We start from the raw sequence: 23,352 nt of genomic DNA, 5'->3' as shown, positions 1-23,352 counted from the left end.
AATATTTGTCATCAATGGCTAGAATTCCGTTTACACTCTATCGGCCTGCATCAGCGTTCAATATCTCTATAAATTTCAAGTGGCCGCAGCACGGCCAGCGTGAAAGATGGCGGGCATAACACAGGAAACCGGCATGCCGGGTGATATATGCGTAGAAAATCCACCGGACAGATGACCAAAATAGTGCTGTTTGTCAGCTTTATCATTTTAGTCGGCCGTCTGCTGTATGCCGCGGTCGTCGCGGTGCCCCACCATCAGGAAAAAAAACTCGCCCCTCAGCAAAGCACCACTGAGATGAGCGACGAAAACCGGGACACCACTCCCTGAACTCACAGATTCAAGTTATCCCGCAGGGCTTGCGAATAGTTAAGCAGCCTGCCGTCGGCCAGTATCTCGGCGCGCCAGACCCCTTACTTATTCCTCAGCAACTGCTCCCATTTCATAAAAATGACGCCTGCATTCACTATGCTCTATCTAGTCCAGAGTGGGTCTTAACGATCACTGAGTGCCAGTAAGGAAGACCATGTCAGCTGCAACACATAACGTTAAAAAAGTCGCTGAGTACCGCCAGCGCATTCTTTCTCTGCTGTTAAACAATAAAGATCTGGTCGATGGCATTCTCGGCCGGCCAGGGGATGAGAACGCCCTCAGCAAAAGCGAGCTGCTAAACCAGACGGCAGAAATCACCGGCCTGCTGGACGACATGCACGCCGCTGACCTGGCGGACCTGCTGGAAGCGCTGCCCCAAGACGAGCGCCTGGCACTGTGGCGGCTGGTGGGGAACGCCAAACGCGGTCAAACGCTGGTGGAAGTTGCCGAGCCCGTGTGGGACAGCCTGATCGAAGAGATGAGCGACAAGGACCTGCTCAAAGCGATCAAGACGCTGGACGTCGATGAACAGGCCTATTTGGCACAATACCTGCCGCGTAACCTGATGGGCCGCCTGTTGACCTCCATGGAACCGGATCAACGCGCACAGGTGCGCGAGATGATCCACTACGGCAAGGACACCGTCGGCTGGATGATGGATTTTGAACTGGTCACGGTACGCCCCGACGTCACTATCGGTGCCGTACATCGCTTCTTGCGCCTGCGCAAAACCATCCCGGAAGCCACCGACAAGCTCTTCGTCACCGATCGTAAAAATACTCTGCTGGGTGAACTGCCGCTCACCGCCGTGCTGCTTAATGACCCGGAAACCCTGGTCCAGACGGTGATGGACAGCGACCCTACCCGCTTCCAGCCGGATGACAAGGCCGAAGCGGCAGCCAGCGCATTCGAACGTTATGACCTGATCAGCGCCCCGGTGGTCGACGCCAAGGGCAAGCTGATGGGCCGTTTGACTATCGAAGAAATCGTCGATGTGGTCAATGAAGAAAGCGACAGCAACCTGCGCCGCATGGGGGGCTTAAGCCCGGAAGAAGATGTGTTTGCCCCGGTCAGCAAGGCGGTGAAAACCCGTTGGGCATGGCTGGCCATCAACCTGTGTACCGCGTTTATCGCCTCGCGCGTCATCGGTCTGTTCGAACACACCATTTCACAACTGGTGGCGCTGGCGGCGTTAATGCCGATCGTCGCGGGGATCGGCGGCAATACCGGTAATCAGACTATCACCATGATCGTACGCGCGCTGGCACTGCACCAAATTGAGGTCGGCAACATTTCCCGCCTGATGTTCAGAGAACTGGGGGTGGCCATTATCAACGGCGTGGTCTGGGGCGGCATCATGGGCGTCGTGACCTGGCTGCTGTACGGCGACTGGGCGATGGGCGGCGTCATGACGCTGGCGATGATCCTCAACCTGCTGGTAGCCGCGCTGATGGGGGTGGTGATCCCGATGACCATGCTCAAACTGGGGCGCGATCCGGCGGTAGGTTCCAGCGTATTGATCACCGCTCTGACCGATACCGGCGGCTTCTTTATCTTCCTCGGACTGGCTACCTTGTTCCTGCTTTAAACCTCCAGAAGGCCGGCCACGCGCCGGCTTTTGCGTTTGCTCACTAAAGCTGTCTGATTCAGTGGGTTTTATTGCCGCGCTGTACTACCCTTTGCCAATAAACTTTCCATCTCATTCGCGTCATGACCTCGTTCAGTGACAGATGCCAGAGTTAAGGGTTGTCTATGGATATCAGCGCACCGAATCATCTCATCACGCGTCAGGGCGCCTTGTTGACGCACAGCCTGCTGGCGGCGATGGCGGTATTTTTACTGGCATTGCTGTGCCTGACGCTGTCGAACGAATCCAGCCACTTTACCCCGCTGTGGTTCCCCACTGCCGCCATTATTGCCGTACTGTTCCGCCACTCGCCACGCCAATGGGGGTTACCGCTACTGACATGCGGGGTTGGCATCGTGGCCGCCAGCTTCACGCTGTTCGGCTTTAGCTGGTTCCCGGTAAAACTGACCCTGATCAACCTGCTGGAAGCCGTGGTTTGCACCCTGCTGTTGCGCCGCATGCTGCTGCAGGACGATCCGCTGAACAGCCTGGCCAGTTGGCTTAAATTTGTCGTCTGCGCGGTGATATTCACCCCGTTGTTCAGCGCCCTGCTGGCCGCCTGGTGGGTTCCCGCCCCGGGGCACCCTTTCTGGCACCCCTTCAGTACCTGGTTTATTTCAGAAGCCATCGGCGTACTGTCACTGACGCCCATCGGGCTGGTCTATCGCCGTCGCATGCTGGATACGCTGAATCTGTACACTCTGCTGCTGACGTTGATAGTCGCGCTGACCTTCAGCTATCTGGCGCTGAGCTACCTGCCCTTTCCGTTCACCTTCGTCATTCTGCCGCTGCTGTGGGCGGCAATCGCGCTGCCGCGGCTCGAGGCTTTCGTCATCTGCTTTTGCACCACGCTGATGATCACCGTGATGATTTCCATCGGGTTGCTGCATTTTCATGCGCCCACCGGTCCGTTCAGCGATATCGAGATTTACCTGCCGATCCTGTTGATTTTGATCCCGGCGCACTCGATGGCCATGGTGATGCACGCCTTCCGGGTGGAGAAACAGCATATCGTCGAGAGTGAAACTCGCTTTCGTAATGCGTTGGAATATTCGGCCATCGGCATGGCGCTGGTGTCACCGCAGGGGAAATGGCTGCAGGTCAATCAGGCGTTGTGCAAACTGCTCGACTATACCCCGGAGGCTCTGCGGCGCCTGACTTTCCAGGAAATCACCCACCCGGACGATCTGAACGCCGATCTGACGCAGCTGCACGATCTGCTCGACGGGCATATCAGCAGTTACACCCTGGAGAAACGCTATATTCGCAGCGACGGCGAGCACGTCTGGGCGCTACTGGCCGTATCGCTGGTGCGCGATGCCGAAGGGTTGCCGCTGTATTTTATTTCGCAGGTAGAAGACATCAGCGAATTGAAACGCACGGCCGCAGAGAACCATCGACTGATGGAGCGCATTACGCTGGCGAATAAAGTGGGCGGCATCGGCGTTTGGGAATGGATGATGCACGGCGAAGAGCTTACCTGGGACAAGCGTATGTTTGAACTTTACGACCTCAGCCCGGACCAGACGCCAACGTTTTCGCTATGGCGGACGCTGCTGGTACCGGAGGATCGTGAACGCACCGACCGTGAGATGGCCACATTGTTGAAGCGGCCGGGCCCCTTTGTTCTGGAGTTCCGACTGCTCACCCGCGAGGGAAAAGTGCGGCATATCCGCGGCCAAGGTAACGTTATTTTAGACGCTCAGGGTCTGCCGCTGCGCATGATCGGCACCAATATCGACATGACGGAAGTCCGTAATCTGACCGAAGCACTGCACGAAGAAAAAGAGCGCCTGCACATTACGCTCGATGCGATCGGCGAAGCGGTGATATCCACCGACGACGAAATGCACATTACCTTTATGAACCCGGTGGCCGAACAAATGTGCGGCTGGCCGCTCAGTCTGGCGATCGGCATGCCCGTCGCCGGCGTGGTTCGAATGACCAACGGCAAAGACGGCGAAGAGGTAGAAAACCCGATCCAGTGCTGCCTGCAGGAAAACCGGCAGCTGTCCGCAGACTATGCCCTGGTGCTGCATGGTCGCGACGGTCGCTGTTTTGACATCCAGCAGTCGGTATCGCCATTGAAAACGATCGACGGCAACGTCATGGGCGCGGTGATGGTACTGCAGGATGTCACGGCCTCGCGCGAACTGATGCAGAAGTTGAGTTACAGCGCGTCGCACGATGCCCTGACCACGCTGCCCAATCGCACCAGTTTTGAAAAGCGCCTGAAGGCCGCTATCGCCAACGCCACTGAAAAACGACTACAGCACGCGCTGGTGTTCCTCGATCTCGACCGTTTCAAGGCGGTCAATGACAATGCCGGCCACGCCGCGGGCGACGCGCTGTTGAAAGATCTTTCCCTGTTGATGCGGCACCATCTGCGTAACAGCGACTGTCTGGCCCGGCTTGGCGGCGATGAGTTCGGGCTGATCCTATTCGACTGCACGCGGGAACAGGCCCAGTCGCTGATACAGCAATTGGTTAATCACATCAGCCAGCACCCGTTCTTTTGGGAAGGGAAGATTTACCACGTCGGCGCCAGTGCAGGCGTAACCCGTATTGATGCCGATGCCGGCAAGAGCAGCGAGCTGCTGGCGCAGGCGGATATTGCCTGTTATACCGCCAAGCATCGCGGACGTGGCCAGGTTTATCTCTATGAGGCGCGTCAAAAAATGATCCTGGAACGTCAGCATGAACTGCTGACGCGTCAGGAAGTGACGGACATCATCAACGATGGGCAATTGTTGCTGCATGTCAGGGCGGTCGCACCGCCAAAAACGCCGCTGGCAGTCTGTTTCTATCAGTTGAAACTGCAGGTGAGGGATCAGGACGGTCAGGCGCTGGCGAGCGACGATTTTATCTCCGCTGCCCGGCTATACGATCTGACGCAAGAGGTTGACCGCTGGATCATCGGGCAGATTTTGACGCAGCGCGCCCCTGATATTGCCCGCAAGGGGTTGTCCATCGCACTGCCGCTGACAACCGACAGCCTGCTGGACGCCAGCTTCCAGGACGATCTGCTGACAGCGCTGGACGCCTCCCCCTTGCAACCAGGAGCATTGCTGCTGGCGGTCGATGATGCGGTGGTGCTGGAGCACGCCGGTATTTGCAGGCCGTTCCTCCAGCAGTTGCAGCAACGGGGCTGCAAGCTGATCGTTAACGGTTTTGGGCACAGCCTCAACGCCTTTGACGAGTTGCATGGCCAAAAGATTGACTATATCCGCGTCGACGAACGCTTCATCACCAACGTGCACTGCAACCAGATGGACGAACTGATGGTATCGATGCTCAATGGGGCGACGCATCGGGTGCACGCCCAAACGCTGGCCGGCCCGGCACACCAGCAGATAACGCTGAACACCCTGCAGGCGATTGGCATCGATCTGTCGGACGGCGACGCCATCGCACTGGAACAATCGCTGACGGAACTGCTCAGCGGCGGTTACTTTGGTATCCGCTAGTCGCCATTCCCAGCAATATCCCCCTGCCTTTCGAGCGGCGGCCTCGCCGCCACATCTCATCCATTCTGCTTTTTTTGCTTAGCCCACCTGAGGTTAGTGGTATAACTAACAGGTCAAAGTTAATCGCTTGCATAACACCTCGATACGGAAATCAGCATGCGAGTTAATTTTTTCCTCTCTCAATACACCTAATTGTTCAGGGATGAATGGCTATGAAAAAAGAGTGGTTTGCCGCCAGAGAGCTGACCGGCATTGCAGGACTGCCCTCCTCGCCACAGGGCATCAATTTAATGGCCCGCCGCGAAGGCTGGATCAGTCGCCGTCGCAAAGGCGTGCAGGGCAAAGCGGTGGAATACCACATCAATAGCCTGCCGACCGGAGCGCGCAGCCTGCTGATACTGCGAGAAGATCCCGCTGAATACCAGGTTGAACGTCAGGATCCGCTGGCGGTGTGGGTCGAATATTACTATCACCTGAACGAAAACGAACGCGAGAAGGTACTGGCCTTCCTGATGCGCGAAGGAATAGACGGCCTGCTGACGCGCATTGCCGCCAAAGACTAGCCCGTCGCCGCTACCCGACAGCCTCCGTTGACGGCGCCCAGCCATCGTTATGCCACAGATGCAGCGTGGCGTAGGAACGCCAGGGTCGCCAGCTTTCAGCATAGCGCTCAATCTGGCGTGGCGTCATGCCGGGAAAACGCTGTTTGATCAGATAATCCCCCGCCAGGAACACGTCCGGCCACGACCAGGCTCGCATGGCGATATAGCTGGCGGTCCAACTGCCAATCCCCGGCAGCGCAGTCAGCGCCTTGATCCCCTGCTCAATATCCAGCACGTTCTCCAATTGCAACCGCCCTGCGGTAACCGCCTGCGCAATACCGATTAACGCCGCCGCTCGTTTTAACTGCACCCCCAGCGGGCGTAGCGCCTCAGGCTGTAATCGCGCAATCTGTTCGGCAGTGGGAAAGACGTGGGTAATGCCACCGTAGGGCTGTTCCAGCGGGGTGCCCCAGAGTTCAGCCATCCGTCCGGCAAAGATCGCCGCCATTTTGACGCTGACCAACTGCCCAAGCACTGCGCGGGTCGCCTGTTCGAATGCGTTGACGCAGCCAGGCAGCCGCAGGCCCGGCGCCTCGGCAGCCAACGGCCCCAACGCCTGAGCGATAAGGTCCGGCGCGGCGTCGAGATCAAACAGTTGGCGAGTGCGGCGCAGCACTTCCGTCGTCACCCGGCTCAGGGAAGGTGCAATTTCCACCCGTACCCGATTATGTGCCTCTTCCGGTTGCACGCTGACCCAGCCACGATATTCGATGCCGCCCTGAGTGATGGCTATCGCCCGCAGGTACTGTTGCCCCTCCACCCGCTCCACACCGCTCACCGCACGGGTTTGCAAAAAACCCAGCATGCGCGACCAGTCATAGGGCGGTCGATAGCCCAGATGAAACACCAGCCCGCTGGCGACGGTACGTTCGTTACGGCCGCTGCTGCTGCGCAGTGCCGAGGGGATCAGCCGGTAGCGCGCCTTGAACAGTTCGTTAAAACGCCGCAGGCTGCCGAAACCGGCGGCAAAGGCCACCTCACTCAGCGGCATATCGGTATCCGCCAGCAGGCGTTTGGCCTGCAACAGCCGGTGCGACTGGGCATAATCAATCGGCGAGGCGCCAAACTGATCGGCAAAAATACGCCGCAGGTGGCGATCCGAAATGCCTAGCCGCGTCGCCAGTTGCTCGCAGCTGTGCTCAGACAGATACCCCTGCTCGATCAACTGCACCGCCACCTGAGCATAGCGATTGCCGAGATCGATCAATGCCAACCCCGGCGCCAATTCCGGCCGACACTTCAGGCAGGGGCGAAACCCCGCCAGTTCCGCCGCCGCCGCGCTCGGGTAAAACGTGCAGTTTTCAATTTTTGGCGTACGGGCGCTGCACACCGGGCGACAATAAATACCGGTCGACGAAACGCCGACGAAGAAGCGACCGTCAAATTTGCGATCGCGCGCGCTCAGTGCCTCATACAACGCCTGCTGTTGGTTTTTCATAGCCACGCTCGGGGTCAGTTTTTTGTGCATTATGCGACTCGATGGGTGCGCTGACGTGCGGGATTCGGACATTAAGTTAAGCATGCTAGCGCCGTCGCCGCTAAATTTTTCATCAGTTAAGCGCTCTCAGATTGCCCAGGGGCCGAGTCTCGGGTAAAGTCGCCCCCCTTCATTGGCATGGGGATAGAGAAAAGACATGTTTATTGGATTTGACTACGGAACGGCCAACTGTTCCGTCGCAGTGATGCGAGAAAATGGCCCCGAGCTGCTGACGCTGGAAAACAACGAACCCTATCTGCCGTCGATGCTGTGTGCTCCGACGCGCGAAGCCGTCAGCGAGTGTTTGCACCGCCACTGGCAGGTGCCGACCGCCAGCGAGGAAAACCAGCAACTGCTGCGCCGGGCAATCAACTATAACCGCGAAGAAGATATCCCGGTCGCCAGCGACAGCGTGCTGTTTGGCCTGCAGGCTCTGGCGCACTACGTTGAAGATCCGGAAGAAGTGTATTTTGTCCGCTCCCCGAAATCCTTCCTCGGCGCCAACGGCCTGAAACCACAACAGATCGCGCTGTTTGAAGATCTGGTGTGCGCCATGATGTTCCACATCAAACGTCAGGCGGAAAACGTACTGCAAGACAGCATCAGCCAGGCGGTGATCGGCCGTCCGATCAACTTCCAGGGCATCGGTGGCGAAGAAGCCAACCGCCAGGCGCAGGGTATTTTGCACCGCGCTGCCGAGCGTGCAGGCTTTAAAGACATTGAATTCCAGTTCGAACCGGTCGCTGCAGGCCTGGATTTCGAAGCGACCCTGGAAGAAGAAAAAACCGTGCTGGTGGTGGATATCGGCGGCGGGACAACCGACTGTTCGGTGCTGTTGATGGGGCCGCAATGGCGTGACCGTGCCGATCGCCAGCAAAGCCTGCTGGGCCACAGCGGTTGCCGCGTTGGCGGTAACGATCTGGACATCATGCTGGCGTTCAAGCAGTTGATGCCGCTGTTCGGTATGGGTGGCGAAACTGAAAAAGGCATCGCTTTGCCTGCGTTGCCTTACTGGAACGCGGTAGCCACCAACGACGTTCCGGCGCAGATCGACTTTTACAGCGCTGCCAATGGCCGCATGCTGCGCGATTTGATCCGCGATGCCGCCGAGCCTGAAAAAGTTAAACGCCTGCTGAAAGTGCATCAGCAACGCCTGAGCTACCGTCTGGTGCGCGCCGCGGAGGAGAGTAAAATCGCCCTGTCGGCACAGCAAAACATCAGCGCTCCGCTGGCCTTCGTCCAGACTGATTTGGCAGAAACCATCAGCCAGGATCAGCTTGCCGAGGCCATCTCACAGCCGCTGCTGCGCATTCAGGAGCAGGTCAGCGCCGCGCTGGCCAGTAGCCAGACCGCACCGCAGGTGATTTATCTCACCGGCGGCAGCGCACGTTCCCCGCTGTTGCGCGCCGCGCTACAACAGCAGTTGCCGGGCATTCCTATCGTCGGCGGCAACGACTTCGGCTCGGTCACCGCCGGGTTGGCTCGCTGGGCGCAGACGCTGTTCCGTTAAGAGCACCAGGGCGCGGTAGCTCAATGCCGCGCCCTGCCGCCAAGCCATTCGCTGCGAAATCAGGTACTGTATCGGCTGGAACCATAATCATGGCAGGAACAACAATGCTGATCGTTCTTTCCGGGCTGCCAGGCAGCGGTAAAACCACGCTCGCACGGGCGCTGGCTCGCGCATTACCGGCAATGCATCTGCGTATCGATACCCTTGAACAAGCTATCCGTAACAGTGGCTCCCTGGCTGATGACGTCGGCCCCGCCGGGTATTTTGCCGCTTATGGCGTTGCCGAAGACAACCTGCGTCTGGGCCACTGGGTGATTGCCGACTCGGTCAACCCGTTGCCGGTCACTCGCGAAGCCTGGCATAACGTCGCACAACGGGCTGGTGTAGCCTGCATAGATTTTGAGGTGGTTTGCTCAGACAGTGCCGAACACCGTCGCAGGGTTGAAACCCGCGACGGGGACGTTGCCGGACTGCGCCTCCCTAACTGGCACAGCGTCACCCGCCACGATTACCTACCCTGGCATACCCCGGTGGCCCGTATTGATACCGCAGGCCAGCCAGTGGAAGCCACCGTGGCTCAGTTGCTGTCCTTGATTAACGCCGTCGGCAACTGAGCAGGTCACCAGGCGCTGGTGTCGTTCAGGATGCGGATATCCTCGGCATCCAGCCGCAGCCGGGTAGCGCTGATCAGCTCATCCAACTGCTTTAGCGACGTGGCGCTGACGATCGGCGCGGTGATGTCCGGCCGCGCTATCAGCCAGGCCAGTGAAACCTGCGTTGGCGAGGTGTGGTGTTTTTCCGCAACCCGATCCAGCGCAGCCAAGATCTTGAAACCGCGTGGATTAAGGTAGCGCTCAACGATGGTGTCACCACGTTGGCTCTTGCCGATATCTTTTTCACTGCGGTATTTGCCGGTCAGGAAACCGCTGGCCAGCGAGAAGAAGTTAATCACGCCCAATCCATGGCGCTGCACCACCGGCGCCAGGCTGCGTTCATACTCCTCACGCGCATAAAGATTGTACTCCGGTTGCAGGGTCTCATAGCGCGCCAACCCATTCTCTTCACTGACTTTCAATGCCTCCTCCAGACGATCGGCCTGATAGTTGGAAGCGCCTATCGCCCGCACCTTACCGGCCTTGATCAAGCCGTCGAACGCCGCCAGGGTTTCCGCCAACGGCGTGTCCCGGTCGTCGTCATGCGATTGATAAAGGTCGATATAATCGGTCTGCAAACGCCGCAGTGAATCCTCTACCGCCTGCTGGATATAGCGTGGTGACAGCCCCTGCTTACCCTCGCCCATCGGCTTGCCGACTTTGGTAGCGATGATCACCTGGTCACGCTTGCCGCTCTTTTTTAGCCACTGGCCGATGGTGGTTTCCGATTCACCGCCCTGATTGCCCGGCACCCAGCTCGAGTACACGTCGGCGGTATCGATAAAGTTGAGCTGATTTTCCACCAGCGCATCCAACAGGCTGAATGAAGTTTCGCGATCCGCCGTCCAGCCAAACACGTTACCGCCGAAGGTCAATGCCGGCACTTTGATGCCCGAACGGCCCAGTTCTTTATGACTCATTGCATGCTCCATGGAGTTGATGATTCGCAGGATAATTATTAGCGCGAAAGCAGGAAATCCGCTAAAACGCATTCGCTATAAGCCGGATGGCAACGCTTATAAACATAGCATGATCAAATCTACAACTTATTCGGACAATGCTGACGGTTCCTCCATATTTCCTTCATTTTTATGCCGTCTTTCCTCGCTAAACTAGTATTCTGTAAGGAGTGTAACTTTTTTGGCAATGAGTGCCCGCACGCCTGCCTTTTGGAGAGATTTTCGCCACCATGAATGCAAAAAACCCACGTCGTTCACTGTTACTGCGCCTGTTGGTGGTGGTTATTGTGGCTATTGCCGCCGTGCTGATTTGGCGTCACTTCAGCGCTCCGCAGCCGGCCGACAATGCTGCCCCTGGGGCGCGTCACGCCGGTGGGGGCAAAGCGGCGGCAGGCGCAGGACGACGGGGAGCGCCAATGTCACCGGTACAGGCTGCGACCGCCACACAGCAAACGGTGCCGCGTTACCTTTCCGGGCTGGGCACGGCTACCGCCGCTAACACAGTGACCGTCACCAGCCGGGTCGATGGCCAACTGATGGCGATCCACTTCACCGAAGGGCAACAGGTCAAAGCCGGCGATTTGCTGGTTGAAATTGACCCGCGTCCGTTCCAGGTACAGCTGGCTCAAGCGCAGGGACAACTGGCCAAAGATCAGGCCACCCTCGCCAATGCCCGGCGCGATCTGGCACGTTATCAGCAACTGGCCAAAACCAATCTGGTGTCGCGGCAGGATCTGGACACTCAGCTGTCGCTGGTGCAACAGACCGAAGGCGCAATCAAAGCCGATCAGGGCTCCGTCGACAGCGCCAAGCTGCAAATCACCTACAGCCGTATCACCGCACCAATTGACGGTCGTGTCGGTCTGAAGCTGGTGGACGTCGGTAATTACATCACCAGCGGCAGCACCACCGGCATTGTAGTGATCACCCAAACTCACCCTATCGATGTGGTATTTACCCTGCCTGAGGCTACTATCAGCGATTTGATCAAAGCGCAAAAAGCCGGCCCGGTCAGCGTCGAAGCCTGGGATCGCACCAACCAAAATCTGCTGTCGACCGGTTCACTGCTGAGCCTGGATAACCAGATCGACACCACCACCGGCACCATCAAACTGAAAGCGCGCTTCACCAACGAGGACGACGCGCTGTTCCCCAACCAATTTGTTAATGCACGCCTGAAAGTGGCAACGCTGCTGGATGCGATCGTTATCCCTACGGCGGCCTTGCAGATGGGCAACGAAGGCAACTTCGTCTGGACCCTGAGCGAAGATAACAAGGTCAGTAAACATTTGGTGACCACCGGCGTGCAGGACAGCCAAAAAGTGGTGATTAACGCCGGGCTGAACGCCGGTGACCGGGTGGTGACCGACGGCATAGATCGCCTGACCGAAGGCATGCAGGTTGAGGTGGTCACGCCGCAGGCGGCTTCTGCGGCCGGCAAACCAATCCACTCACCTCGCACCCAGGGGAAATCCTGATGCAGGTGATGCCACCTAACGCCGGCGGCGGTCCATCCCGCCTGTTTATACTGCGGCCGGTTGCCACCACGCTGTTGATGCTGGCGATCCTGCTGGCGGGGATCATCGGTTATCGCGCTCTGCCGGTGTCCGCCCTGCCGGAGGTCGACTATCCGACCATTCAGGTGGTCACGCTGTATCCCGGAGCCAGCCCGGACGTGGTCACCTCGGCGATCACGGCCCCGCTGGAGCGTCAGTTTGGCCAGATGTCCGGCCTCAAGCAGATGGCATCGCAAAGTTCCGGTGGCGCCTCGGTCGTCACCTTGCAATTCCAGCTTGAGCTGCCGCTCGACGTCGCCGAACAGGAAGTGCAGGCGGCAATCAACTCCGCCACCAACTTGTTACCGAACGATCTGCCCTACCCGCCGATTTACAGCAAGGTTAACCCGGCTGATCCACCGATCCTGACGCTGGCCGTGACCTCCAGCGCCATGCCGATGACCCAGGTGGAAGACATGGTGGAAACCCGTGTCGCGCAGAAAATATCGCAGGTCACCGGCGTCGGACTGGTGACCATTTCCGGTGGCCAACGGCCAGCGGTCCGCGTGAAGCTCAATGCGGCGGCCGTTGCCGCCTACGGTCTGGACAGCGAAACCATCCGCACCGCCATCAGCAACGCCAACGTCAACTCTGCCAAAGGTAGCCTGGACGGCCCGACGCGTTCGGTCACCCTTTCGGCCAATGACCAGATGAAATCAGCCGACGACTATCGTCAGCTGATTGTCGCTTACCAGAACGGTGCGGCTATCCGCCTGCAGGATATCGCCACCATCGAACAAGGCGCGGAAAATACCCGGCTGGCGGCCTGGGCCAATAAGCAGCCGGCCATCGTGCTCAATATTCAGCGCCAGCCAGGCGTAAACGTCATCACCACCGCCGACAGCATCCGCGAGATGCTGCCTCAGTTGATTAAAAGCCTGCCCAAGTCGGTCGACGTCAAGGTGCTGACCGATCGAACCACCACCATTCGCGCCTCGGTCAGCGACGTGCAGTTCGAGCTGCTCTTGGCGGTAGCGTTGGTGGTGATGGTGATTTACGTGTTCTTGCGCAATGTCCCGGCCACTATTATTCCCAGCGTCGCTGTACCGCTGTCGTTGATCGGTACCTTCGCCGCCATGTACTTTTTGGACTTTTCGATCAATAACCTGACGCTGATGGCGCTAACCATCGCCACCGGTTTTGTGGTCGATGACGCCATCGTGGTGATCGAGAACATTTCACGCTATATCGAAAAGGGCGAGAAACCGCTCGACGCCGCCTTAAAAGGCGCCGGCGAAATCGGCTTCACCATTATTTCACTGACCTTCTCGCTGGTAGCCGTGCTGATCCCCTTGCTGTTTATGGGTGATATCGTTGGCAGGTTGTTCCGTGAATTTGCCGTGACGCTGGCGGTGGCAATTTTGATTTCGGCGGTGGTTTCGCTGACGCTGACGCCGATGATGTGCGCACGCATGCTGAGCCACGAATCCCTGCGCAAGCAGAACCGTTTTTCCGCCGCTTCTGAACGCTTCTTTGACCGGGTCATCGCCCGCTACGGCAAATGGCTGAAAACCGTGCTGAATCATCCTTGGTTGACGCTAGGCGTGGCGTTCAGCACGCTGGTGCTCACCGTCTTGCTTTACCTGCTGATCCCGAAAGGATTCTTCCCGGTACAGGACAACGGCATTATTCAGGGCACGCTGGAGGCGCCGCAGTCGGTGTCGTTCAGTAATATGGCCGAGCGCCAACAGCAGGTGGCGGCAGAAATCCTCAAGGATCCGGCGGTGGAGAGCCTGACGTCGTTTGTTGGCGTCGATGGCAGCAACGCCACGCTCAACAGCGGCCGGTTGCAAATCAACCTCAAACCCTTGAGCGAACGCAGCGACCGTATTCCGGCCATCATCACTCGTCTGCAGCAGTTGAGCACACAGTTTCCTGGCGTGAAGCTGTATCTGCAACCGGTGCAGGATCTGACCATCGACACCCAGGTCAGCCGCACCCAGTACCAGTTTACCCTGCAGGCCATGTCGCTGGACGAGCTCAGCCTGTGGGTACCGCAGCTGATGGCGGAATTGAAACAGGCACCGCAGTTGGCGGACGTCACCAGTAACTGGCAGGATCAAGGACTGGTGGCCTACGTGAACGTCGATCGCGATTCGGCTTCCCGCCTCGGTATCAGCATGAGTGACGTGGATAACGCCCTGTACAACGCTTTCGGCCAGCGGTTGATCTCCACCATTTACACCCAGGCCAATCAGTACCGGGTGGTGCTGGAACATGACGTCAGCACCACGCCAGGGTTGGCGGCGCTGAGTGAGATCCGCCTGACCAGCAGCAACGGCACCATCGTGCCGCTGAACACCATTGCCAAAATCGAAGAGCGCTTCGGGCCGCTATCGGTCAATCATCTCGATCAGTTCCCGGCGGCCACCATCTCCTTTAACGTGGCCGGCAATTATTCGCTTGGGGAAGCGGTCGACGCCATCACCCTGGCGGAAAAAAATCTCGATATGCCGAAAGATATCACCACCCAGTTCCAGGGCGCGACGCTGGCGTTCCAGGCGGCGTTGGGGGGGACCCTGTGGCTGATCCTGGCGGCGGTGGTAGCGATGTATATCGTGCTGGGCGTGCTGTATGAGAGCTTTATTCACCCGGTTACCATTCTTTCAACCTTGCCCACCGCCGGGGTCGGTGCCTTGCTGGCACTGATGATGGCCGGCAGCGAACTGGATGTGATCGCCATCATCGGCATCATCTTGCTGATCGGCATCGTGAAGAAAAACGCCATCATGATGATCGACTTCGCGCTGGCCGCCGAACGTGAGCAAGGTATGACGCCGTACGATGCGATTTATCAGGCCTGCCTGCTGCGTTTCCGGCCGATACTGATGACCACGCTGGCGGCGTTGCTGGGTGCACTGCCGCTGATGCTCAGCACCGGCGTCGGCGCGGAACTGCGACACCCGCTCGGGGTTTGCATGGTCGGCGGGCTGGTAATGAGCCAGATCCTGACGCTGTTCACCACCCCGGTGATCTACCTGCTGTTTGACAAGCTGGCGCGTAACACTCGCCGGCAGCCGGATGTGCAGGAGCTGCCGTGAGATTCTTCGCCCTGTTCATCTACCGACCGGTGGCCACCACGCTGCTGACGTTGGCAATTGCCATCAGCGGTGTGATTGGTTTTAGCCTGTTGCCAGTATCGCCGCTGCCACAGGTCGACTATCCGGTGATTTCGATCAGCGCTTCGTTGCCGGGTGCCGATCCGGAAACCATGGCCTCGTCGGTGGCTACGCCGCTGGAACGCGCTCTGGGCCGGATAGCCGGGGTCAATGAAATGACCTCGATGAGCTCACTCGGCAGCACCCGGGTCATTTTGCAGTTCGATCTCGACCGTGATATCAACGGCGCGGCCCGTGACGTGCAGGCGGCGATCAACGCGGCGCAAAGCCTGTTGCCCACCGGCATGCCGAGCCGCCCGAGCTACCGTAAGGTCAATCCGTCAGACGCGCCAATCATGATCCTGACGCTGACCTCCGACACCTACAGCCAGGGCCAGCTTTACGACTTCGCCTCGACTCAGCTGGCGCAAAAAATCGCCCAGACCGAAGGGGTAGGCGACGTCTCGGTGGGCGGCAGTTCACTGCCTGCTGTGCGGGTCGAACTTAACCCAAGTGCGCTGTTCAATCAGGGGATATCGCTCGATGCGGTGCGCCAAACCATCAGTGATGCCAACGTACGCAGGCCGCAGGGCTCGGTAGACAATCAGCAGCAGCGCTGGCAGATCCAGGCCAACGATGAATTGAAAACTGCCGAGGCTTACCGCCCGCTGATTATCCACTACAACAACGGCGCGGCGGTACGCCTGAGCGACGTGGCCGAGATCAAAGACTCGGTACAGGACGTACGCAACGCCGGGATGACCAACGCCAAACCGGCGATTATTCTGGCCATCAGCCGGGCGCCGGACGCCAACATCATCGAAACCGTCGATCGTATTCGCGCCGAATTGCCCGCCTTGCAAGACAACATCCCGGCGTCCATTCAGCTGAATATCGCGCAGGATCGCTCACCAACCATCCGTGCTTCGCTGGCGGAAGTGGAACAGTCGCTGGTGATCGCCATTGGGCTGGTGATATTGGTGGTGTTCATCTTCCTGCGGTCCGGGCGCGCGACGCTGATCCCGGCGGTGGCAGTACCGGTGTCGCTGATCGGCTCTTTTGCCGCGATGTACCTGTGCGGCTTCAGCCTGAATAACCTGTCGCTGATGGCGCTGACCATTGCCACCGGCTTTGTGGTCGATGATGCCATCGTGGTGCTGGAAAATATTTCGCGCCACGTCGAAGCCGGCATGAAACCGCTGAACGCCGCGTTGCAGGGGGGTCGGGAGGTCGGCTTTACCGTGCTGTCGATGAGCGTGTCGCTGGTGGCGGTATTTATCCCGCTGCTGTTGATGGAAGGCCTGCCCGGCAGGCTGTTCCGCGAGTTTGCCGTCACTCTGTCAGTCTCGATCGGGCTGTCGTTGATTATCTCTCTGACGCTGACGCCGATGATGTGCGCCTACCTGCTGCGCCACCAGCCGCCGCGGGCGCAGCGGCGCATTCGTGGTTTCGGTAAAATGCTGCTGGCGCTGCAAAAAGGCTATGGACGCTCGCTGAGCTGGGTGCTTGGCCATTCACGCTGGGTATTGGCCTTATTTCTCGCCACCATCGCGCTCAATGTCTGGCTGTATATCAGCATTCCGAAAACCTTCTTCCCGGAGCAGGACACCGGCCGACTGATGGGCTTTATCCAGGCAGACCAGAGCATCTCCTTCCAGGCTATGCGCGTTAAGCTGGAAGATTTCATGAAGATCGTGCGTGAAGATCCGGATGTGGAAAACGTCACCGGTTTCACCGGCGGTTCACGCACCAATAGCGGATCGATGTTTATCTCGTTAAAACCGCTGTCAGTGCGCAGCGACGATGCACAGAAAGTGATTGCCCGGCTGCGTGCCCGGTTAGCGAAAGAACCGGGAGCCAGTCTGTTCCTGATGGCGGTGCAGGATATCCGCGTCGGCGGCCGGCAGGCTAACGCCAGTTACCAGTACACGCTGTTGGCGGACGATCTCGCCGCGCTGCGCGAATGGGAACCGAAAATCCGTATTGCGCTGGCTGCACTGCCAGAGCTGGCAGACGTCAACTCCGATCAGCAGGACAAAGGTTCAGAAATGGATCTGGTTTACGATCGCGAGACCATGGCCCGTTTGGGTATTTCAGTTTCCGATGCCAACAACCTGCTGAATAACGCCTTTGGCCAACGTCAGATTTCGACTATCTATCAACCGCTCAATCAGTACAAAGTGGTGATGGAAGTCGCCCCCCCATACACCCAGGACGTCAGCTCACTGGACAAAATGTTTGTGATCAACAAAGACGGCAAGGCTATCCCGCTGTCCTACTTTGCCAGTTGGCGCCCCGCCAATGCACCGCTGTCGGTCAATCATCAGGGTCTGTCGGCCGCGTCGACTATTTCGTTTAACCTGCCGGATGGCGGCAGCCTGTCGGACGCCACCTCCGCCGTAGAGCGAACCATGACGGCGCTCGGCGTGCCTTCCACCGTACGCGGCGCTTTTGCCGGGACCGCCCAGGTGTTCCAGGAAACGCTGAAATCTCAGTTGCTGCTGATCGCCGCCGCCATCGCTACTGTGTATATCGTGCTGGGCATTCTTTATGAAAGTTACATTCATCCGCTGACCATTCTGTCCACCCTGCCCTCCGCTGGGGTCGGTGCCCTGCTGGCGCTGGAGCTGTTCGGTGCGCCGTTCAGCCTGATAGCGTTGATTGGCATTATGCTGTTGATCGGTATCGTGAAGAAAAACGCCATCATGATGGTCGATTTTGCCCTCGACGCGCAGCGCAATGGCGGCATCAACGCACATGACGCCATTTTCCAGGCGTGCCTGCTGCGCTTCAGGCCAATCATGATGACCACCCTGGCGGCGCTGTTTGGCGCATTGCCGCTGGTGTTGACTCACGGCGACGGCGCCGAGCTGCGTCAACCGCTTGGCATCACCATCGCCGGCGGCCTGATCGTCAGCCAGCTGTTGACGCTCTACACCACGCCGGTGGTGTACCTGTATTTTGACCGGCTGCAGATGAAATTCCGTCGCGGCAAGAAACTGGATCCATTGCCCCAATAATGGCCACCCGATGCTGATAAAACACACCGCCTCCGTACAATGGCAACTTTGGATCGTGGCGTTCGGCTTCTTTATGCAGACGCTGGACACCACTATCGTCAACACCGCCCTGCCGTCGATGGCCGTCAGCCTGGGGGAGAACCCGCTGCGCATGCAGTCGGTGATTGTCTCCTATGTGCTGACGGTGGCGGTGATGCTGCCTGCCAGCGGCTGGTTGGCGGATCGATTTGGGGTGCAGCGGGTGTTCTTCAGCGCCATCGTGTTGTTTACTCTGGGGTCCATTCTGTGCGCCCGTTCTGAGACGCTGAATGAGCTGATCGCCTCGCGCGTGATCCAGGGCATCGGCGGCGCCATGATGGTACCGGTGGGTCGCCTGACGGTGATGAAAATCGTCCCGCGCGAACAGTATATGGCCGCGATGACCTTCGTCACCCTGCCCGGCCAAATTGGCCCGTTAATGGGGCCGGCGTTGGGCGGTTTTCTGGTGCAGTACGCCAGTTGGCACTGGATTTTCCTGATCAATATCCCGGTGGGGATCGCCGGTGCCATCGCCACGTTGCTGCTGATGCCCAATTACCGCATGCAGACCCGTCGCTTCGACATCAGCGGCTTTATCATGCTGGCGATCGGCATGGCGACGCTGACGCTGGCGCTCGACGGCCACAAAGGGATGGGGCTCTCCTCTCCCGCCATCGCCGCGCTGGTGGTTGCCGGCATCGCGGCACTGGCGGGTTACTGGTGGCATGCGCATGGCAACAGCCGCGCATTGTTCTCACTGCGGTTATTCAAAACCCAAACCTATAAAGTGGGGCTGACGGCCAGCCTGCTGGGCCGTATCGGCAGCGGCATGTTGCCCTTTATGACACCGCTGTTTATGCAGGTCGGCATGGGCTTCTCCCCGTTCCACGCCGGGCTGATGATGATCCCGATGATTATCGGCAGCATGGGAATGAAACGCATTGTGGTGCGGGTGGTTAACCGTTTCGGTTACCGTAACGTGCTGGTTGCCGCCACGCTGATGCTGGCGTTGATCAGCCTGAGTTTCCCGCTGGTGGCGATGCTGGGCTGGATCTGGCTGCTGCCGGTAGTACTGTTCTTCCAGGGCATGGTCAACTCATTGCGCTTCTCGGCCATGAACACCCTGACGCTGAAAGATCTGCCGGATCGGCTGGCCAGCAGCGGCAACAGCCTGCTGTCGATGGTGATGCAGCTGTCGATGAGCCTTGGCGTCAGCATCGCCGGTATTCTGATCGGCAGCTTTGCCCATCATCAGGTGGTTACCGACAGCCCGGCCATCCATAGCGCATTTATTTACAGCTACTGTTGCATGGCGTTGATCATCGCGCTGCCCGCGCTGGCCTTCGCCCGCGTTCCGGCCGATACCGCCCCCAACCGTACGCTGACCAAAGAGCCGGGGACCGGCTCCACGAGGTTGCAATAATGAAAATAGGCATCACCGGCAAGCTGTTCATGGCCATTTTCGCCACCTGCATGTTGGTGCTCATTACCATGCATTGGGGCGTTCGCATCAGCTTCGAGCGCGGTTTTATCGACTACATCAAAAACAGCAACGAGCAGCGCATCAACATGCTGAGCGAAGCATTGGAAGAACAGTACAGTCGTCACGGTAACTGGGTTTTTCTGCGTAATAACGATCAGGTGATTTACCAGATCATGCGTTCGTTCGAACAAAACAGCGACAGCAGCCACAATTTGCCGCCCAAAGGCTGGCGCACCCAGTTTTGGGTGGTGGACAGCCAGTACAACCGGCTGGTGGGGCACTCCGGCCCGGTACCGAAAGAAGGCCCACGTCATCCGATCCGCTACAACAATGAAATCGTCGGCTGGGTAATTACGACGCCCATAGAGAGGCTGACACGTAATACCGACATCAGTTTCGATCAGCAACAAAGACGCACCAGTTGGATGATTGTCGCCTTGTCCACCCTGCTGGCAGCGGCGGTCACCTGGCTGATGTCGCGCGGGTTGCTGGCGCCGGTCAAACGGCTGGTAGCCGGTACCCACCGGCTGGCGGCTGGCGATTTCAGCACCCGCGTAGCCGTCAGCAGCCAGGATGAACTGGGTCGGCTGGCGCATGACTTCAACCAGCTCGCTACCTCATTGGAAAAAAATGAGCAGATGCGGCGCGCCGTAATGGCCGACGTCTCGCACGAGTTGCGCACCCCGCTGGCGGTGCTGCGCGGTGAGTTGGAGGCGCTGCAGGACGGCGTACGCCAACCTACGGCTGCTTCGCTGGGATCCTTGCAGGCCGAAGTCTCCACCCTGACCAAACTGGTGGACGATCTGCATCAACTGTCGTTATCCGATCTCGGTGCGCTCGCCTACCGTAAATCGCAGGTTGATTGCGTGCATTTACTGCAAATCGCGGTTGCCAGCTTCCGCGAGCGTTTTCACGCCAAAGGGTTGGACATCGTGACCCAACTGCCAGAACAGGCACCGCTGTTTGGTGACCCGGACAGGCTTAACCAACTATTCAACAACCTGCTGGAAAACAGCCTGCGTTACACCGACGCCGGTGGCAAGCTGGAGATTGGCGCCCAGACGCAGCCAGGCCGCCTGCTGATTTACTGGCAGGATAGCGCACCGGGCGTCAATGACGATCAGTTGGCGCGCATTTTCGAACGTTTTTACCGTACCGAAGGTTCGCGTAACCGCGCCAGTGGCGGCTCCGGTCTGGGGTTGTCAATCTGTCAAAACATAGTGGAAGCACACAACGGGACGATCTACGCCCAGCACTCGCCTTTGGGCGGCGTGCGGATTACAGTAGAATTCGCCACCCCGGTAATGAATAAGGCGTCATGATGGAAACCCAGAATCAACCGTTGCAAATTATGATTGTTGAAGATGAGCCCAAGCTCGGCCAACTGCTGGTGGACTACCTGCAAGCGGCGGGATATGCCACGCGCTGGCTGACCAACGGCAGTGAGGTGGTCCCGGCGGTACATGAACATTCGCCGGCGCTGATCCTGTTGGATCTGATGCTGCCGGGCAGCGATGGGTTAACGGTATGCCGAGAATTGCGCCGTTTCACTGACATTCCGGTGGTGATGGTGACGGCAAAAATTGAAGAGATCGACCGCCTGCTGGGGCTGGAGATCGGTGCAGACGATTATATCTGCAAACCTTACAGCCCGCGTGAAGTGGTTGCCCGCGTAAAAACCATTTTGCGCCGCTGCTATCGTCCATTGGACAATATGCAGGAAGAAACGCAGCTTCACATTGACGAACCGCGCTTTCAGGCCAGCTATCAGGGGCAGATGCTGGATCTCACTCCGGCGGAGTTTCGCCTGTTGAAAACCCTGGCCAGCCAGCCGGGCAACGTGTTCTCGCGCGAGCAGCTGCTGAATAATCTGTATGACGACTACCGGGTGGTGACCGACCGTACCATCGACAGCCACATCAAAAACCTGCGGCGCAAACTGGAGCTGATCGACGGCGAGAAATCATTTATCCGCTCCGTGTACGGCGTCGGTTACCGCTGGGAGTCCGAACCTTGCCGCCTGGTGAACGGGCTTTAATCGGCCCTAGGTCCAGTCTTCTACCGTCAGGCCCGGCACCATGGCAAACGCCCGGTCGTTAGTCACTATTGTCGCTCCGCGGCTCTGCGCGTGGGCGGCAATAAGCTGATCTAGGGCCCCCATCACCCGCCCCTTTTGCGTCATTTCCGCCCGCAGCGTGCCATAGCAGTGCGCGGCTTCACTGTCCCAGGCATATACCGTCACGGAATCAAGAAATGCCGCGACCGTCGCTTTCAGCGCAAGGTTCTGCCGCTTGGCCACGCCATAAAGCAGTTCCGCCTGCGTAATGCTGGAAATGCATACTGCAGAAGGCGGGATTTTTTCCATTAGGCTCAGCAAGCGGGGATGCCGACGGAACAGTTGGCTGACCGTATTGGTGTCAAACATATACATGCTTACTCTTCCCCGGCGAACGGATCGCGGGTGGCACTGCCCTGCTGACGTTCATCATCCGCCAGAAAGTCATGCGGTACCTGCGTTTTTTCGATCATTTGCAGCAGCGGAGCCCAGCTGTCAGGTTTGGCCGGATATTTAGATAAAATCACGTTTCCCTCCCGATCGCGGCGGATATACACACGATCTGTATCAAATTCGAATTCCACGGGTAACCTCACCGCCTGATTTCTGCCGTTTTTAAACAGTTTCGCGACCCTTTCCATTTCCATCCCCCTTAACAGGCATAGGCCTAAGCATATGCCTGTTAAGGGGAGATGCCAATATACGGCGTTTATTTTTTGACCGCAATAATGCAACGGCCTCACCCTACCCTTCCCAGGTTGCGGTTGAAAGACTGCGTGCTCAAGAATGCGGCGGGCTGCGCAAACTTTCGGCATGACAATCCCCCGTTAGCTTCCCGTGCTACAGCAGTATCCGCTGCACAAAACTCCCTGTCAGCGCAAAAAAATGGCGTTTTTTTTGCGCTACCCTTCTCAAGTCCGGTTTATTAGCCGCTCAATTTCAAGCCATTGGCTACACTTACATCACTAATCGGAACCCACAGGAGAAGAACCATGGCAATCGGTCACTATGAGCTGAAAAAAGCAAAGAATGGGCAATACCACTTCAACCTGAAAGCCAGCAATGGCGAAATCATTCTGGCCAGCGAGATGTACGCCAGCAAGGCCTCGGCGGAGAATGGCATTGCCTCGGTGCAAACCAATTCCCCCCACGAAGCACAATACGAACTGAAGCACAGCACCAGCAATCAGCCTTATTTCGTGCTGAAAGCCAAAAACCATCAGGTGATCGGCGTCAGTGAGATGTACAGCTCTGAAACTGCGGCAAAGAACGGTATTCAGTCGGTGATCAAAAACGGTCCAGCCACCGACGTGCGCGATCTGAGCGCGTAATGCATCTGTAAGGCGCGCGATGCCCGCCATCGCGCGTTTTTCTTATGACCAGGATCAATCTCCCTGCAATAAATCCGGTTACCTGCTGATTTCTCGCCGCGCTGCGGCTACAATTCCCCGCTTTTA

The 23,352-nt window shown here is 58.2% G+C and carries 17 protein-coding genes; 13 read left to right on the top strand and 4 right to left on the bottom strand.

All coding sequences use genetic code 11. The features are described from left to right. Positions 1–147 precede the first annotated feature (147 nt). The 4 genes from AC1RKC_RS14605 (at position 148) to AC1RKC_RS14590 (ending at position 6,026) form a co-directional block, all read left to right on the top strand. Entirely contained in the window at positions 148–327 is a 180-nt protein-coding gene (locus AC1RKC_RS14605; protein WP_020828082.1) for a YfgG family protein, read from the top strand. Positions 328–523: 196 nt separating this feature from the next. Beyond that, a complete protein-coding gene (gene mgtE, locus AC1RKC_RS14600; RefSeq protein ID WP_409325148.1) occupies positions 524–1,957 on the top strand; it encodes a magnesium transporter in 1,434 nt (477 codons plus the stop codon). Between the two features lie 164 nt (positions 1,958–2,121). Further along, on the top strand, positions 2,122–5,463 hold the full coding sequence (locus AC1RKC_RS14595; RefSeq protein WP_493092637.1) for a diguanylate cyclase: 3,342 nt from the start codon (positions 2,122–2,124) through the stop codon (positions 5,461–5,463). 212 nt (positions 5,464–5,675) lie between these two features. Then, positions 5,676–6,026: a DNA-binding protein gene (locus AC1RKC_RS14590; RefSeq protein ID WP_046372944.1), complete on the top strand. Its 351-nt coding sequence runs from the start codon at positions 5,676–5,678 to the stop codon at positions 6,024–6,026. A gap of 10 nt (positions 6,027–6,036) precedes the next feature. Here the strand turns inward: AC1RKC_RS14590 and alkA are convergent, their stop codons facing one another. Continuing rightward, complete coding sequence (alkA, locus tag AC1RKC_RS14585; protein WP_046372943.1) at positions 6,037–7,533, bottom strand: DNA-3-methyladenine glycosylase 2; 1,497 nt, start codon at positions 7,531–7,533, stop codon at positions 6,037–6,039. Between the two features lie 166 nt (positions 7,534–7,699). Here alkA and yegD point away from each other — a divergent pair, with 166 nt between their 5' ends. Together yegD and AC1RKC_RS14575 are read left to right on the top strand one after the other, a co-directional pair. Further along, positions 7,700–9,052 (top strand): molecular chaperone, encoded by a 1,353-nt coding sequence (gene yegD / locus AC1RKC_RS14580; RefSeq protein ID WP_020828087.1) that lies wholly within the window; start codon positions 7,700–7,702, stop codon positions 9,050–9,052. Positions 9,053–9,141: 89 nt separating this feature from the next. Beyond that, positions 9,142–9,666: a P-loop nucleotide/nucleoside kinase family protein gene (locus AC1RKC_RS14575; protein WP_046372942.1), complete on the top strand. Its 525-nt coding sequence runs from the start codon at positions 9,142–9,144 to the stop codon at positions 9,664–9,666. 5 nt (positions 9,667–9,671) lie between these two features. On the opposite strand, the gene AC1RKC_RS14570 is transcribed toward AC1RKC_RS14575, so the two are convergent. After that, complete coding sequence (locus AC1RKC_RS14570; RefSeq protein WP_490633393.1) at positions 9,672–10,625, bottom strand: aldo/keto reductase; 954 nt, start codon at positions 10,623–10,625, stop codon at positions 9,672–9,674. Between the two features lie 269 nt (positions 10,626–10,894). Here AC1RKC_RS14570 and AC1RKC_RS14565 point away from each other — a divergent pair, with 269 nt between their 5' ends. Genes AC1RKC_RS14565 through baeR form a run of 6 tightly spaced genes read left to right on the top strand, consistent with a single transcriptional unit; the run spans position 10,895 to position 21,877 of the window. After that, the gene (locus tag AC1RKC_RS14565) at positions 10,895–12,142 is read left to right on the top strand and encodes an MdtA/MuxA family multidrug efflux RND transporter periplasmic adaptor subunit (protein WP_041415587.1); all 1,248 of its coding nucleotides are present in this window, start codon (positions 10,895–10,897) and stop codon (positions 12,140–12,142) included. Then, positions 12,142–15,261: an MdtB/MuxB family multidrug efflux RND transporter permease subunit gene (locus tag AC1RKC_RS14560; RefSeq protein WP_128865063.1), complete on the top strand. Its 3,120-nt coding sequence runs from the start codon at positions 12,142–12,144 to the stop codon at positions 15,259–15,261. Before AC1RKC_RS14565 ends, AC1RKC_RS14560 begins: the two co-directional genes overlap by 1 nt. Continuing rightward, positions 15,258–18,338 carry a multidrug efflux RND transporter permease subunit MdtC gene (mdtC, locus tag AC1RKC_RS14555; RefSeq protein WP_493092636.1) on the top strand — a complete coding sequence of 1,027 codons (3,081 nt, stop codon included), beginning with the start codon at positions 15,258–15,260 and terminating at the stop codon, positions 18,336–18,338. The genes AC1RKC_RS14560 and mdtC overlap by 4 nt, the downstream gene beginning before the upstream one ends. A gap of 10 nt (positions 18,339–18,348) precedes the next feature. Then, positions 18,349–19,779, top strand: coding sequence for an MFS transporter (locus tag AC1RKC_RS14550; protein WP_020828093.1), 1,431 nt, complete (start codon positions 18,349–18,351; stop codon positions 19,777–19,779). Further along, complete coding sequence (gene baeS / locus AC1RKC_RS14545; RefSeq protein WP_046372938.1) at positions 19,779–21,161, top strand: envelope stress sensor histidine kinase BaeS; 1,383 nt, start codon at positions 19,779–19,781, stop codon at positions 21,159–21,161. Before AC1RKC_RS14550 ends, baeS begins: the two co-directional genes overlap by 1 nt. Then, positions 21,161–21,877, top strand: a complete 717-nt coding sequence (gene baeR, locus AC1RKC_RS14540; RefSeq protein ID WP_020828095.1) for an envelope stress response regulator BaeR — start codon at positions 21,161–21,163, stop codon at positions 21,875–21,877. The genes baeS and baeR overlap by 1 nt, the downstream gene beginning before the upstream one ends. A 6-nt stretch (positions 21,878–21,883) precedes the next feature. Here baeR and AC1RKC_RS14535 read toward each other — a convergent pair whose 3' ends face one another. Both AC1RKC_RS14535 and AC1RKC_RS14530 read right to left on the bottom strand, forming a co-directional pair. Beyond that, positions 21,884–22,270 carry a type II toxin-antitoxin system VapC family toxin gene (locus tag AC1RKC_RS14535; protein WP_020828096.1) on the bottom strand — a complete coding sequence of 129 codons (387 nt, stop codon included), beginning with the start codon at positions 22,268–22,270 and terminating at the stop codon, positions 21,884–21,886. Between the two features lie 2 nt (positions 22,271–22,272). Continuing rightward, positions 22,273–22,536, bottom strand: coding sequence for an antitoxin (locus tag AC1RKC_RS14530; RefSeq protein ID WP_197821614.1), 264 nt, complete (start codon positions 22,534–22,536; stop codon positions 22,273–22,275). A 351-nt stretch (positions 22,537–22,887) separates the two neighbouring features. On the opposite strand from AC1RKC_RS14530, the gene AC1RKC_RS14525 reads away from it, so the two are divergent. Next, positions 22,888–23,226: a YegP family protein gene (locus tag AC1RKC_RS14525; RefSeq protein WP_020828098.1), complete on the top strand. Its 339-nt coding sequence runs from the start codon at positions 22,888–22,890 to the stop codon at positions 23,224–23,226. The last annotated feature ends 126 nt before the right edge of the window (positions 23,227–23,352 follow it).

This window comes from Serratia sp. GW822-FHT06E05 (assembly GCF_058799445.1).
This window is presented reverse-complemented; position numbering and strand designations above follow the sequence as displayed.

Excerpts from the sequence above, each read along its gene's own strand:
- AC1RKC_RS14605 (WP_020828082.1), top strand. The coding sequence starts at position 148 with ATGCGTAGAAAATCCACCGGACAGATGACCAAAATAGTGCTGTTTGTC.
- mgtE (WP_409325148.1), top strand. The coding sequence starts at position 524 with ATGTCAGCTGCAACACATAACGTTAAAAAAGTCGCTGAGTACCGCCAG.
- AC1RKC_RS14595 (WP_493092637.1), top strand. The coding sequence starts at position 2,122 with ATGGATATCAGCGCACCGAATCATCTCATCACGCGTCAGGGCGCCTTG.
- AC1RKC_RS14590 (WP_046372944.1), top strand. The coding sequence starts at position 5,676 with ATGAAAAAAGAGTGGTTTGCCGCCAGAGAGCTGACCGGCATTGCAGGA.
- alkA (WP_046372943.1), bottom strand. The coding sequence starts at position 7,533 with ATGCACAAAAAACTGACCCCGAGCGTGGCTATGAAAAACCAACAGCAG.
- yegD (WP_020828087.1), top strand. The coding sequence starts at position 7,700 with ATGTTTATTGGATTTGACTACGGAACGGCCAACTGTTCCGTCGCAGTG.
- AC1RKC_RS14575 (WP_046372942.1), top strand. The coding sequence starts at position 9,142 with ATGGCAGGAACAACAATGCTGATCGTTCTTTCCGGGCTGCCAGGCAGC.
- AC1RKC_RS14570 (WP_490633393.1), bottom strand. The coding sequence starts at position 10,625 with ATGAGTCATAAAGAACTGGGCCGTTCGGGCATCAAAGTGCCGGCATTG.
- AC1RKC_RS14565 (WP_041415587.1), top strand. The coding sequence starts at position 10,895 with ATGAATGCAAAAAACCCACGTCGTTCACTGTTACTGCGCCTGTTGGTG.
- AC1RKC_RS14560 (WP_128865063.1), top strand. The coding sequence starts at position 12,142 with ATGCAGGTGATGCCACCTAACGCCGGCGGCGGTCCATCCCGCCTGTTT.
- AC1RKC_RS14550 (WP_020828093.1), top strand. The coding sequence starts at position 18,349 with ATGCTGATAAAACACACCGCCTCCGTACAATGGCAACTTTGGATCGTG.
- baeS (WP_046372938.1), top strand. The coding sequence starts at position 19,779 with ATGAAAATAGGCATCACCGGCAAGCTGTTCATGGCCATTTTCGCCACC.
- baeR (WP_020828095.1), top strand. The coding sequence starts at position 21,161 with ATGGAAACCCAGAATCAACCGTTGCAAATTATGATTGTTGAAGATGAG.
- AC1RKC_RS14535 (WP_020828096.1), bottom strand. The coding sequence starts at position 22,270 with ATGTATATGTTTGACACCAATACGGTCAGCCAACTGTTCCGTCGGCAT.
- AC1RKC_RS14530 (WP_197821614.1), bottom strand. The coding sequence starts at position 22,536 with ATGGAAAGGGTCGCGAAACTGTTTAAAAACGGCAGAAATCAGGCGGTG.
- AC1RKC_RS14525 (WP_020828098.1), top strand. The coding sequence starts at position 22,888 with ATGGCAATCGGTCACTATGAGCTGAAAAAAGCAAAGAATGGGCAATAC.